Consider the following 13532-nt stretch of genomic DNA (forward strand, 5'->3'; position numbering starts at 1 on the left):
TATATGAAAAGCTATTATAAAAGACATTAGTATTAAATAGTTTAAAAAAATGAAAAATAATAAAGGAAGTGAGTCAAGTCCAGACTCCTGTGTAAAATGCTATACAATGTTTTTACCATTTCTACTTATCAAAATTGATGTATTTTCTTGAAGAATAAATCCATTCATCATGTAGGTCCATAAGAACGGCTCCAATTAAGCGATTGGCTGATGTTTGATTGGGGAAGATGCGAATAATCTTTTCTCTTCTGCGTACTTCTTGATTCAGTCGTTCAATTAGATTGGTACTCTTTAGTCGATTGTGGGAATTTCCTTGTACGGTATATTGAAAGGCGTCTTCGAATCCATCATCCAATGATGCGCAAGCTTTTGAATATTTTGGTTGATCGATATAATCATGAATCAATCGATTTTTAGCCTCACGCGCTAAGTTAATATCTGTGAACTTAAAAATTCCTTTAACAGCTTCTCTGAAAGATTTTGAATTTTTTTTAGGAATGGTGGTAAAGATATTTCTTAGGAAGTGAACTTGGCATCTTTGCCAACTTACGTTGGTGAAGGATTTTCTAATGGCAGAGACTAATCCTTTGTGCGCATCAGAAATAACGAGTTCCGTACCTTGTAAACCGCGTTCTTTTAGGTATTCAAAAAATGTTGTCCAGGTCTCTTCGCTTTCGCCACTTTGAATCATGAAGCCGATAATTTCACGGTCGCCATCTTTGGTTATTCCAATCGCTATATGACAGCTTTTTGAGAGTACTCGATTTTCTTCTCGTACTTTTATATAGAGTACATCGGTCATTAAGTAAGGATAATTTTTTCTGATAATAAACGATTCTGCCACTCGTTAACCATAGGTTCTAGCTGTTCTGTTAAGCTAGAAACGAAGGACTTAGAGACGGATTTACCACAAAGTTCTTCCACAATTTTTGATACTTTACGAGTTGAAACGCCTGATACATACATTTCCAACATTGAAGCCATGAGGGCTTTTTCGTTTCGTTGATAACGTTCAAACACTGTGGGTGAAAAATGGCCATCACGTGTTCTGGGTACTTTTAATTCTAGCGTGCCTACACGTGTCGTAAAGCTGCGCTCATAATAGCCATTTCGTTGACTTTGTCGGTTTTCTGTTCGTTCATATTCTTTTGCTTGAATATATTCTGTTCGTTGATTTTCCATTAGTTGATTAAATACCGTTGTTAAAATATTTTTAGAAACGTCATCCTTTACAGAATATTCAATAATGCTTTGAATCTCTTCGCTTTTCAGTGTAAAATGTACTTGGGTCATGTAAAAGTCCTCCTGGGTATGTTTTTGTCGTTAAAAACATTGTACCGTAAAAGGACTGTTATATGGCCTTTTTACTTTTACACAATTATACGGACTTTATCTTTAATTGTTCAAATGATTTTATGATTCGTTTTTCAATAGATTGTATATTATTATATTTAACTTTATTGATTGCTGCTTCACATTCATTATTAAATGACCTTAAAATTTGTTTTATATTATCATTGGTCATTTTCCTTCCTTTTGCTTTACTCCCATTAACTGTCCAATTATCATAATAAGAGACCGCACTTTTATTTTTAATCATTTGTTTTTGATCAGTTCGAATATTCTTTAATTTTTCTTTGTATCCCATAGATGTTGCAAAATCATATTTAGGGACATAAAGACCATATGACTCCATTAATAAATCATCTTCCAAAACAAGAAACTTTGTTTTTAATGTGCTTATTTCTTCTTGCTTTTTCATAAATGTTCTTTCTATGTCTTTATATTCAGATGTTTTTTTCTCTATCTCATTCTCAAGTGATTGCAACCTTTTTTGTTGTTTTAAAATTTCTTCATTTAATTCTAAGACAGTCATTTGTTCCATTGATAGTTGCTTATTTTTTATCTTTGATAAGTCCTCTTTTAATCCTTCTATCTCCTTTTTATATTCGTTAACCTTAAAAAAATCAAAAAAACTCATATAAACACCTCTCAAACTAATTTTTTTCAAACCAGAAAATTGTAAACTCTTAATTATACTGCCCCTTAGAATTCAACGCTTTAGAGGTCTTTAAAACATAGTACAAAAAAAGGGGCATTGATTGATTATCAATACTTTTAAGAAACCTCTTCAATAAAAAACAAAAAGAATAACCTTATATAAATGAACATTTTATTAGTAATTATACCAAAATTGGATAGTAAATAATAACTAGCACTTCGATAAACTGTATTTATTTAAGTAAATATAAATATACTATAATTATATTTGTTCTTCAACTATCATATACCAGTAAGATATTATTATTAATCACTTGCAGATAGTTCTATAGTTTTTTTATGTAGCATATTACAAAACAACAAAAAAACACCCTCTAATCACTTAGAGGGCGTTACGTCCGAATAGTTTTAATTCCAAAAGAATATCAAGATCCGTTTAACGGATTATTTGTTTTTTAAGTTGTAGAATGAAGCTAAACCTTTGTATTCAGCTACTTCACCTAATTGGTCTTCAATACGTAATAATTGGTTGTATTTAGCAATACGGTCAGTACGGCTAGCAGAACCAGTTTTGATTTGACCAGCGTTAGTTGCGACAGCGATGTCAGCAATTGTAGCATCTTCTGTTTCACCTGAACGGTGAGAAACAACAGCTGTGTAGCCAGCTTCTTTAGCCATTTCAATCGCTTCAAATGTTTCAGTTAAAGTACCGATTTGGTTAACTTTGATTAAGATTGAGTTTGAGATACCTTCTTCGATACCACGTTTTAATTTTTCAGTGTTTGTAACGAATAAGTCGTCACCAACTAATTGAACTTTTTCGCCTAAAACTTCTGTTAAGTGTTTGAAACCATCCCAGTCGTTTTCGTCTAAACCATCTTCAATAGAGATGATTGGGTATTTTGCACATAATTCTTCATATAAAGCAACCATTTCAGCTGAAGTTAAAGAACGTCCTTCAGATTCTAAGTCATAAAGACCTGTTTCTTTATTGTAGAATTCTGATGAAGCAACGTCCATTGCTAGACGAACGTCAGAACCTGGTTTGTAACCAGCTTTTTCGATTGCTTCGATAATAACTTCTAAAGCTTCTTCGTTAGAACCTAAGTTAGGTGCAAATCCACCTTCATCACCAACAGCTGTGCTGTGGCCTTTAGATTTTAATACAGCTGCTAAGCTATGGAATACTTCAGTACCCATACGGATAGCTTCTTTAAATGTTTTCGCTCCTACAGGCATAATCATGAACTCTTGGAAGTCTACGCTGTTATCAGCATGAGAACCACCGTTAATGATGTTCATCATAGGTGTTGGCAATACTTTAGTATTGAATCCGCCTAAGTAGTGGTATAAAGGAATTTCTAAGTAATCAGCAGCAGCACGAGCAGCAGCGATAGAAACACCTAAAATAGCGTTAGCGCCTAATTTACCTTTGTTTGGAGTTCCGTCTAATTCAATCATAGCACGGTCAATAGCCATTTGATCACGAACGTCAAAGCCGATAATTGCTTCAGCAATTACGTTGTTTACATTGTCAACTGCTTTTTGTACCCCTTTACCTAAGTAACGAGATTTGTCGCCATCACGTAATTCAACGGCTTCGTATTCACCAGTTGAAGCACCTGAAGGAACCATACCGCGTCCAAAAGCACCACTTTCTGTGTAAACTTCTACTTCGATTGTTGGGTTACCACGTGAGTCTAAGACTTCGCGTGCGTATACGTCTGTAATAATTGACATGTTTTTTTCTCTCCTTTGTTGTTGTGAAAAATCAGTGATTTTTCGTTAAGGTTATTATGCCTGAGGATGACTCCTCAAGCTCTATTTTAAGTTTTTTTAAGTAAAGATGCAATGAATAGCCTTTACTTAATTAAACTTTCACCAGTCATTTCAACCGGTTGTTCAATATTTAATAAATCTAACATTGTTGGCGCCACATCTGCTAAACGACCGTCTTCTCTTAATGTCACGTCTTTTTTCGTTACAATAACAGGAACCGGAACCGTTGTATGTGCTGTATGTGGTTTACCTTCTGGTGTCATCATTGTTTCAGAGTTTCCATGATCTGCGAAAATAACAGCATAACCGTCTTTCGCTAAAATAGCATCTACCACACGACCTAGATTCTCATCCACTGCTTCGATTGCTTTAATCGTTGGTTCTAACATACCAGAGTGACCAACCATGTCTGGGTTTGCAAAGTTTAAGATAATCGCATCATGTTTATCCGCTTCAATATCTGCAACTAATGCATCTGTTACTTCGTAAGCACTCATTTCAGGTTTTAAATCGTAAGTTTCAACTTTTGGTGAGTTGATTAAAATACGACTTTCTCCTGGAAACTCTTCATTACGTCCGCCATTCATAAAGAAAGTAACGTGCGGATATTTTTCTGTTTCAGCAATACGTAGTTGTTTTAAACCAGCGTTTGACAATACTTCTCCAAGTACATTTTTAAGCTCGATTGGTGGGTATGCCACTTTCGCGTCAATACTTGGGTTATATAAAGTCATCGTTACAAATTTGACAACAGGGTGGTTTTCTCTTGCGAAGAACTCCCACTCTTTATCTGTAAAGGCATTTGATAATTGAATGGCGCGGTCTGGACGGAAGTTGAAGAAAATCACAGCGTCATTCTCTTTAACTGTCGCAACAGGCTCTCCGTTTTCTTCAATTACGATTGGTAAAACAAACTCATCATTGACGCCATTAGCGTAAGAATCTTTAATCGCTTGTACTGGGTCAGTTGCTTTAACACCTTCCCCATTTACTAACGCATTATACGCTTTTTCGACACGTTCCCAACGTTTGTCGCGGTCCATAGCATAGAAACGACCAGTAACTGTCGCAACTTTACCATAAGAAAGTTCAGCCATTTTGTCGACTAACTCTTGCATGAAACCTGCGCCAGAAGTGGGTGCTACGTCACGTCCATCTAAGAAGGCATGAACATACGTTTCTTTAACGCCTTTTTCTTTAGCTGTTTCCAACAAGGCATAAAGATGGTTTTGATGACTGTGAACACCGCCGTCTGATAATAAACCAAATAAGTGAAGGGCCGTATCATTTTTAATAGCATGGTCCATCGCTTCGATTAAAACATCATTTGTTTGGAATTCGCCATCTGTGATTGCTTTATCAATACGTGTTAAACTTTGATAAACAATACGTCCTGCACCAATATTAGTATGTCCAACTTCTGAGTTCCCCATTTGGCCCTCAGGTAGTCCCACATCTAAACCAGCTGCTTTTAATGTACTATGTGGGAATGTTTCCCAATAGCGATCAAAGTTAGGTGTGTTAGCTTGTGCTACGGCATTACCGACTGTTTCATCGCGTTTACCGTAACCGTCTAAAATAATAATCGCAACGGGTGATTTACTCATTACTTCACTGCCTCCAATAATGCTAAGAAAGAATCTGCTTCTAAACTTGCGCCACCGACTAAAGCACCGTCGATATGTTCTTCAGCCATGTACTCTTTAATATTCTCAGGTTTAACACTGCCACCGTATTGAATACGTACTTTTTCAGCTGTTTCTTCGCCAAATTTTTTCGCTACTGTTTCACGTACTACACCACAAGTGTCGTTCGCATCTTTAGCTGTTGATGATTTACCTGTTCCGATTGCCCAGATTGGTTCGTAAGCTAATACTAAGTTGCTTACTTGCTCTGCTGTTAAACCGTCAAGCGCAGCTTCGATTTGTCCGCTAACCCAAGCGTTTGTTTCGCCGGCTTCACGTTGTTCTAATGTTTCACCACAACAAACGATTGGTGTCATACCATTAGCAATAATCGCTTTTGCTTTTTTGTTAATATCTTCATCTGTTTCGTGGAAGTACTCACGACGCTCAGAATGTCCGATAATAACGTAGTCAACGCCCATGTCAGCTAAAGCTGCTGGTGAGTTTTCACCTGTGAACGCACCACTGTTTTCAAAGTAGCTATTTTGAGCAGCAATTTGAACGTCTGTTCCTTTTGTTGCTTCTACTAAACCGTGTAAGAATAAAGCAGGTGAACCGATCACCGCATCCACTTTATCATGGCTAGGTACTTTGTTTTTTACTGCTTCAGCAAAGTCTAATGCTTCGCTGATTGTTTTATTCATCTTCCAGTTTCCTGCAATAATTGGTTTACGCATGTATATGCACTCCTTCTAATTTGAAACGATTTCTCGTTTTTATTTATCTGAGATAGCTTCTACACCTGGTAATGCTTTACCTTCTAGATATTCTAGAGAAGCTCCACCACCTGTTGAAATATGTGAGAATTTTTCTGCAAAGCCTAATTGAATCGCTGCTGCTGCAGAGTCGCCACCACCGATAATTGTTGTCGCCTCTTCTAAATTCGCAATGGCTTCACACACGCCAATAGTTCCTTTAGCAAAGTTACTCATTTCAAAAACTCCCATTGGGCCATTCCAAACAACTGTTTTAGCACCAGCTAATTCATTGCGGAATAGTTCAATTGTTTTTGGTCCGATATCTAATGACTCTTTATTCGCTGGGATTTCTGATACATATTCAGGAGGAATATTCTCAAAATCTTCAATGACACCAAAATCGATTGGTAAGATGATTTTACCGTCAGCGCGTTCAAGTAATTCTTTTGCTAACTCCACTTTATCTTCTTCGACAAGTGATTTACCAATTTCTTTACCTTGTGCACGCATGAAGGTATACGCCATACCGCCACCGATTAAGATTTTATCTGCTTTTGTTAAAAGATTTTCAATGACACCAATTTTATCTGATACTTTTGCTCCACCTAAAATCGCCACAAATGGACGTTTTGGAGAGTCTACTGCACCGCCGATAAAGTTGATTTCTTTTTCCATTAAGAAACCAGCTGCTGAAGGTAAGTTAGAAGAAACACCAACATTAGATGCGTGAGAACGGTGAGCTGTACCAAAAGCATCGTTCACAAAAACATCACCTAAAGAAGCCCAGTATTTACCTAGTTCTGGATCGTTTTTGCTTTCTTTTTTACCATCGATATCTTCAAAACGTGTGTTTTCAAAGACTAATACATCGCCTTCGTTCATTGCGTCGATAGCAGCTTCTAATTTTTCACCACGTGTTTCAGGTACAAATGTTACGTCTTTTTCTAACAATTCGCCTAAACGTTTTGCAACAGGTGCTAAAGATTTACCTTCTTTATCCTCTTCCGTTTTTACACGGCCTAAGTGAGAGAATAAAATCGCTTTGCCGCCTTGCTCTACAATATATTTTACTGTAGGTAATGCAGCTACGATACGGTTGTCATCTGTAATAACGCCATCTTTTAGTGGAACGTTGAAGTCCACACGCACTAATACTTTTTTACCTTTTAAGTCTAAGTCTTTTACTGTTTGTTTCGTCATCGGGGGAAAGCCTCCTTTATAATATACCAAATAGAAAAGCGAGGAAGCGCGTTTGCTTCCCCGCTTTTTACGTTCGAATATTAAGTACTGATCTAATTAAGTTTGAATTAACCTAATTTTGCAAAGTATTCTAATGTACGGATTAATTGAGCAGTGTATGACATTTCGTTATCATACCAAGCTACCGTTTTAACTAATTGTTTGTCGCCAACTGTCATAACTTTTGTTTGAGTTGCGTCAAATAAAGAACCGTAAGTCATACCAACGATATCAGAAGATACGATTGGGTCTACGTTGTAACCGTAAGATTCGTTAGCAGCTTCTTTCATAGCAGCGTTAACTTCTTCTTCTGTTACTTTTGTTTCTAAAACTGTGAATAATTCTGTTAATGAACCAGTTGCTACTGGTACACGTTGTGCAGCTCCGTCTAATTTACCGTTTAATTCTGGAATAACTAAACCGATTGCTTTAGCAGCACCTGTAGTGTTAGGTACAATGTTTTCTGCAGCAGCACGTGCACGACGTAAGTCTTTATGAGGACCATCTAATGTCATTTGGTCACCTGTGTAAGCGTGGATTGTTGTCATCATACCTTCAACAACACCAAATTTGTCATGTAAAGCTTTAGCCATTGGAGCTAAACAGTTTGTTGTACATGAAGCACCTGAAATAACTGTTTCTTCACCTGTTAAAACTTCATGGTTTGTGTTGTAAACGATTGTTGGTACATCGTTACCACCTGGTGCAGAAATAACAACGCGTTTAGCGCCAGCTGTTAAGTGTTTTTCAGCAGCTTCTTTAGAAGTGAAGAAACCAGTACATTCTAATACGATTTCAACTCCTAATTCACCCCAAGGTAATTCTTCAGGATTACGGTTCGCAAGAACTTTAACTTCCTTACCGTTTACGTTGAAGAATCCTTCATGAACTTCAACTTCACCATTGAAACGTCCTTGAGTTGTATCATATTTTAACAAGTGTGCTAATGTTGATGCATCTGTTAAGTCGTTAATTGCTACAACTTCAATACCTTCTAATTCTTGAATACGGCGGAATGCTAAACGTCCAATACGTCCAAATCCATTAATACCTACTTTAACTGTCATGCTAGATTTCCTCCTTTAGAAAATCGAAAAAATTTTTTATTTTAAAGGGTTACCCCTTTTAAAATCTGATTAGCTGCTCCTTCATCGGTGATTAACCATGTTTGATGTGGAGCATGTGTCATATAAGATGTAATCGCCTCTGCTTTGCGACTACCTCCAGTTACAGCAAGCACATAAGGTACTTCCTCTAACTCTTTTAATTGTAACCCTATTCTGGGTATTTTATAAACTATTTCGCCTTCTTCATTGAAAAAATATCCGAAAGCTTCACTGACCGCATGCTTTTCTTTTAGCATCTCCAGCTCCTGAGCAGACATGCCTCGTCGTTTAGCCATATGCATGGCACGACCGATGCTATGAATCACACACGTCGCCTCTTTAATCAAGTCTAATACTTGATGAACAAAAGGCTCTTGTAAAAGTGAGTTATATGTTTCTTGACTGACTCGCTCTGGTACATATAGCGGACGTGATGTCCCACCCGTGCGATTTGCCATCATTTCACTCACAGAGTTTGCCTGTATATCAACCGCCTCACCAATACCGCCTCGAGCAGGTACAAAAATATTATTTTGCACGTGTTCTGAAAATGGCGTCATCTGATTTGCAACAGCTGCCATTGTCGTGCCTCCCATCACAGCGATAATATTATCGCGATCGGGTAATAACATTTTAAGTGAGTCTGTTACCACTTGACCGAACTTTTCAAATACTTTCGCATCAACATCGCTATCTCCAGCGACGATAATGACTTTTTCAATATTAAGAAGTGTGGCTAACTCTTTCTCCATCTTCTTCATACCAGAAAGTTGGGACATGACATCTTCTAGCTCTCGCACAAGATCTACACCTTGCTTGGTAAGCGTCATTCCACTTTTAGAACTGTCAATCAAATTTAACTGTCGTAACAAATCGGTTTCGGTTCGTAACGCACGTTCAGACATGTGTAAACGTTCAGCCAAAGTTCGTCTTCCGACAGGCGCCATCCAATGAATCTGGCGTAATATCGTAAAACGTTCTTGGACAACATCCATGATGTCCGGTGCAATCGTTTGTAAAAGCTGAAGTTCTTTCTCCACTGCTATCAAACTCCTTAGCTGGACGACAAATGACCCAGCTAGTCATTTTACGACCCATGTAGTGTAAAAAAAAGAGTGCGAACTAAAACTCTTAATCATCACTATAGTCTTAGTATAACACTCTCTTATTTTGTTGGCAAGTCAGAGCCTTTATTTTTAGTTAAGCGCACCGTCTAACTGGCTTAGTACGTTTTGAAAGGTTTTAATATCCCCTTGGTCTAATGCACGGTTGACGACTTGCCATTGTCTTTCACGATGAAGTTCATGGAAAAAATCATCCCACTCTTTTCCTTCTTCCTCTGAGTCAATATAAGGATTAGCTTCAAGAACGGCAAGGTGATATAAATGTTCGGATGGTCGCTCGAGTTTAATCTCTACATAAAGGTCGTCTTGCCAATGTAAACGTATTTCATGAAAAATTTGATGATAGTCAAAAAACGCTTGGCCATTTTTATAGAAGACAAATGGTTCATACGCTGAATTCAAATTAATCTCAAGTCCACGAGGTGTTGCGGCACACCGCTCAACAAAATGAACGTTTTTTAAAATAGTTTCATGTTCTAAAAGATAGGTTAGTAACCAGTAGCTTTCACGATTTTGTAACGAATGTTGCGTTACGACTTCACACAACCATTTTTGTTTCATCCCTATCATGTTCCCATCCCTTTACTCTCTTAGCTGTTCAAATAAGTCGTTCATTTCTAAATCTTCAGGTACTAATTGTAAATAGCGTAGCAAGACATGATACGCGAGTTTGTTTTCGCCTTCTTCACGCAAGAATAACGCATATTCTTTTAGAAACTCTGGGTCTTCTGCCAAACCTGGTAGCGCTAGTTGATAGTGCTTAAAGGCTTTAGGATAGTCTTCCGTTCCAACATAGGCTTGAGCTAAGCTCCAATGACCTTGTGCTGTCATAGCTTCTCCTAACTCGGCTAACATCTCAATCACATCATCGTAACGTTCTTGACGCAATAACAAGAAACTTAATTTTACTTTAGATAGTTCACTATCTTCTTCAAAAGAAATCACTTGGCGCAAGTACTCTTCCGCATGAACTTCATCGTGATATTGGAAGTAAAAATCAGACGCTAAATGATAAAGTGAACTGTTATAAGGGAAGTGTTTAACCCCTTCTAAAATCACTTCTTCACCTTTTTCTCGCTCTTCTTCGTCTAGATAGGCACTTGCTAACGCAAGATAACCACCCGCACTCAACTCTCCCAATAATCGAATTTCTTCTAATAACGAAATGCCTTTTTCTAACTGTCCAAGTTGAATATAAACTAAAGCAAGTTGATACAATGTTTCATCACGTCGCTCGTCTTCTAGCGCTTCTTCTAACACGACAACCGCTTCTTCAAACTCCCCTTCATAGCTATAACACATACCTAATCGGTCTAAAACAAACAAATCTTTAAACTCTGGTAAACGTAATTTTGCTAAATAAGTGTAATAAGGAATCGCTGCTTCATAGTTAGCTTGGTCGAAATAATACTCAGCAAGTGCAAACTGAATCGTCGCGTTAGTAGGTAATAGCTCATGCGCTTCTTTCAGCTTAATCTCTGCTACTTCTGGATAGCCTAACGTCATATATAAATCAGCTGCAGCTAATAATGAACCTGGATAGCTTTCGTCATCTTGAGGTATCTGGTCTAAGTGATACTCTGCTTGATCAATGTCATCATTATCAATCGCAATGTCAATTAACGGTAAACGATAATGATGCTGTGTTGGATGCGCTTCTAACAAGCGTTCAAATAATTGTTCAGCTTGTTGAATAAAGCCAATCTCTAATAACTGATAAGCAAGTTGTTCTTTTACTTCATCTGGATCATTAATAAGCGCTTCTTCAAATAATAATTGAAACTCAATTAAATCGCCTTCTTCGATTGCTTGAAGTGCTTGTATGCTATAAAATTCGGCCATGTTTTGCACCCTTTCTTCTTTCACTATTCATGATTATGACAATTTTCTTTTGTTTTGGCAACTAAAGTCAACTCTCATAAGCATAAAGCGAGATAAAAAGACTAGCAAGTTTTACAACTTACTAGTCTTAACTATCTTTTATTATTTAACAGCGTCTTTAAGTGCTTTACCTGGTTTAAATGCAGGTACTTTACTTGCAGCGATGCTGATTTCTTCACCTGTTTGTGGGTTACGTCCTTTACGAGCCGCACGGTCGCGTACTTCAAAGTTACCGAAACCAATCACTTGTACTTTTTCGCCATCAGCTAAAAAGTCTTGAATAGATGAAAAGACTGCATCAACAGCAACTGTTGCGTCTTTCTTCGTTAAGTCTGTTTTCTCAACTACTTTTTCAATTAATTCTGCTTTGTTTGCCATGTTTCAATTTCACCTCCGAAAAATGATAAGATGTGTTTGGACATCTGAGTCATCAAACTTACGAAAAGTTTGATGCTAACGAAAAATTGATGACTCAATATTTCATTAACAAAGATACCACACAAACATTGTATTATCAAGGAATTTGAGTATTTTTTATAGAATAACAAATTGATTTGCACATTTAGATAACCTGTGATAAAATGCCAGTTTTTATTTTCGACGACGTGCTAAAATTCGAATAGGTGTTCCTTCAAACGGAAAAGCTTTACGAATTTGGTTTTCTAAGAACCGAGCATATGAAAAGTGCATCAGCTCTTCTTCATTCACGAACATAACAAAAGTAGGCGGTTTAACTGCTACCTGTGTGCCGTAGAAAATTTTCAAACGTTTACCCTTATCTGTTGGTGTCGGATGAATCGCTACCGCATCTAAGATAACATCATTTAACACAGACGATGTAATACGTAAGTTTTGATTTAAACTAATCGTTTCGATTAAATCAGGTAACAAATGTAATCGTTGTTTGGTTTTCGCTGATACGAAAATAATCGGCGCATAGTCTAAGTACTTAAACTCTTTGCGAATGTCTTCTTCAAACTTTTTCATCGTGTGGGTGTCTTTTTTTACTAAATCCCACTTATTCACGACGATAATGACGCCTTTACCAGCTTCATGAGCAAAACCGGCAATTCGTTTATCATACTCACGAATTCCTTCTTCACCGTTTATGACCATTAGCACGATGTCAGAACGATCTATCGCTCGCATGGCTCGCATGACACTATATTTTTCCGTATTCTCGTACACTTTTCCGCTCTTACGCATACCGGCAGTATCAATCATTAAAAATTCCTGACCGCTTTCTGATGTAAAGTGCGTATCAATCGCGTCACGCGTCGTGCCTGCAACGTTAGAAACAATCACTCGCTCTTCACCAAGAATCGCATTGATTAATGATGACTTGCCGACGTTTGGACGTCCAATTAAACTAAAGCGAATGATGCTGTCATCCTCTTCTTCTTGCTCTTGATTGAAGTGTTTCACTGCGTCATCTAATAAATCTCCCAATCCGATACCATGACTACCTGATACGGGATATGGGTCTCCAAGTCCTAATGCATAAAAATCAAAAATATCATTTCGCATCTCTGGATTGTCAACTTTATTGACGGCTAATAATACTGGCTTGTTCGTACTATACAACATTCTTGCGACCATTTCATCAGCGTCTGTGACACCCTCACGTCCGCTCGTCACTAAAATAATCACATCGGCTTCATCCATTGCAATTTCTGCTTGATATTTAATTTGATCCATAAATGGTTCGTCACCTAAGTCGATACCACCCGTATCAATAATACTAAATTCTCTTCCAAGCCATTCTCCTACGGCATAAATACGGTCGCGTGTAACTCCGGGCGTATCTTCCACTATCGAGATACGTTCTCCTGCGATCCGATTAAAAATCGTCGACTTTCCAACGTTTGGTCGTCCGACGATGGCAATTGTTGGGTTTGCCATGAGACATCCCTCCTTTAAATTCCTCATACTTTAGTAGTTTACCCTACCTAATACGCTTGTGGCAAGCTATTTCTTCATTATAAATTCCCACAAAAAAACTCAGACAACAAAACGTCA

Annotated in this window: 11 protein-coding genes and 1 pseudogene; all 12 read right to left on the reverse strand. The window is 37.5% G+C overall.

The window, feature by feature from the left end; genetic code table 11:
- Positions 1 to 121 precede the first annotated feature (121 nt).
- A pseudogene (locus tag M2919_RS02105) lies at positions 122 to 1293 on the reverse strand (IS256-like element IS256 family transposase).
- Between the two features lie 85 nt (positions 1294 to 1378).
- Entirely contained in the window at positions 1379 to 1981 is a 603-nt protein-coding gene (locus M2919_RS02110) for an SNIPE associated domain-containing protein (protein ID WP_248849090.1), read from the reverse strand.
- A 464-nt stretch (positions 1982 to 2445) separates the two neighbouring features.
- Positions 2446 to 3741 (reverse strand): phosphopyruvate hydratase, encoded by a 1296-nt coding sequence (gene eno, locus M2919_RS02115; protein WP_023605527.1) that lies wholly within the window; start codon positions 3739 to 3741, stop codon positions 2446 to 2448.
- A 122-nt stretch (positions 3742 to 3863) separates the two neighbouring features.
- Complete coding sequence (gene gpmI, locus M2919_RS02120) at positions 3864 to 5387, reverse strand: 2,3-bisphosphoglycerate-independent phosphoglycerate mutase (RefSeq protein WP_202585697.1); 1524 nt, start codon at positions 5385 to 5387, stop codon at positions 3864 to 3866.
- The gene (gene tpiA, locus M2919_RS02125; protein WP_126761280.1) at positions 5387 to 6142 is read right to left on the reverse strand and encodes a triose-phosphate isomerase; all 756 of its coding nucleotides are present in this window, start codon (positions 6140 to 6142) and stop codon (positions 5387 to 5389) included. Before tpiA ends, gpmI begins: the two co-directional genes overlap by 1 nt.
- 39 nt (positions 6143 to 6181) lie before the next feature.
- Complete coding sequence (locus tag M2919_RS02130; protein WP_126761288.1) at positions 6182 to 7363, reverse strand: phosphoglycerate kinase; 1182 nt, start codon at positions 7361 to 7363, stop codon at positions 6182 to 6184.
- 107 nt (positions 7364 to 7470) lie between these two features.
- Positions 7471 to 8469, reverse strand: a complete 999-nt coding sequence (gap, locus tag M2919_RS02135; protein WP_126761290.1) for a type I glyceraldehyde-3-phosphate dehydrogenase — start codon at positions 8467 to 8469, stop codon at positions 7471 to 7473.
- A gap of 41 nt (positions 8470 to 8510) precedes the next feature.
- On the reverse strand, positions 8511 to 9548 hold the full coding sequence (locus M2919_RS02140; RefSeq protein ID WP_126761292.1) for a sugar-binding transcriptional regulator: 1038 nt from the start codon (positions 9546 to 9548) through the stop codon (positions 8511 to 8513).
- Between the two features lie 156 nt (positions 9549 to 9704).
- The gene (locus M2919_RS02145) at positions 9705 to 10193 is read right to left on the reverse strand and encodes a YpiB family protein (protein ID WP_248849091.1); all 489 of its coding nucleotides are present in this window, start codon (positions 10191 to 10193) and stop codon (positions 9705 to 9707) included.
- Between the two features lie 21 nt (positions 10194 to 10214).
- Positions 10215 to 11474, reverse strand: a complete 1260-nt coding sequence (locus tag M2919_RS02150; RefSeq protein WP_248849092.1) for a tetratricopeptide repeat protein — start codon at positions 11472 to 11474, stop codon at positions 10215 to 10217.
- A 141-nt stretch (positions 11475 to 11615) separates the two neighbouring features.
- The gene (locus M2919_RS02155; RefSeq protein WP_023605535.1) at positions 11616 to 11891 is read right to left on the reverse strand and encodes an HU family DNA-binding protein; all 276 of its coding nucleotides are present in this window, start codon (positions 11889 to 11891) and stop codon (positions 11616 to 11618) included.
- Positions 11892 to 12104: 213 nt separating this feature from the next.
- Positions 12105 to 13415: a ribosome biogenesis GTPase Der gene (gene der, locus M2919_RS02160; RefSeq protein WP_023605536.1), complete on the reverse strand. Its 1311-nt coding sequence runs from the start codon at positions 13413 to 13415 to the stop codon at positions 12105 to 12107.
- Positions 13416 to 13532: the final 117 nt, after the last annotated feature.

The organism is Vagococcus lutrae (assembly GCF_023299185.1).
In the GTDB taxonomy this organism is placed as follows: domain Bacteria; phylum Bacillota; class Bacilli; order Lactobacillales; family Vagococcaceae; genus Vagococcus_A; species Vagococcus_A lutrae.

Excerpts from the sequence above, each read along its gene's own strand:
- gap (WP_126761290.1), bottom strand. The coding sequence starts at position 8,469 with ATGACAGTTAAAGTAGGTATTAATGGATTTGGACGTATTGGACGTTTA.
- der (WP_023605536.1), bottom strand. The coding sequence starts at position 13,415 with ATGGCAAACCCAACAATTGCCATCGTCGGACGACCAAACGTTGGAAAG.
- M2919_RS02145 (WP_248849091.1), bottom strand. The coding sequence starts at position 10,193 with ATGAAACAAAAATGGTTGTGTGAAGTCGTAACGCAACATTCGTTACAA.
- gpmI (WP_202585697.1), bottom strand. The coding sequence starts at position 5,387 with ATGAGTAAATCACCCGTTGCGATTATTATTTTAGACGGTTACGGTAAA.
- M2919_RS02150 (WP_248849092.1), bottom strand. The coding sequence starts at position 11,474 with ATGGCCGAATTTTATAGCATACAAGCACTTCAAGCAATCGAAGAAGGC.
- tpiA (WP_126761280.1), bottom strand. The coding sequence starts at position 6,142 with ATGCGTAAACCAATTATTGCAGGAAACTGGAAGATGAATAAAACAATC.
- M2919_RS02155 (WP_023605535.1), bottom strand. The coding sequence starts at position 11,891 with ATGGCAAACAAAGCAGAATTAATTGAAAAAGTAGTTGAGAAAACAGAC.
- M2919_RS02110 (WP_248849090.1), bottom strand. The coding sequence starts at position 1,981 with ATGAGTTTTTTTGATTTTTTTAAGGTTAACGAATATAAAAAGGAGATA.
- eno (WP_023605527.1), bottom strand. The coding sequence starts at position 3,741 with ATGTCAATTATTACAGACGTATACGCACGCGAAGTCTTAGACTCACGT.
- M2919_RS02130 (WP_126761288.1), bottom strand. The coding sequence starts at position 7,363 with ATGACGAAACAAACAGTAAAAGACTTAGACTTAAAAGGTAAAAAAGTA.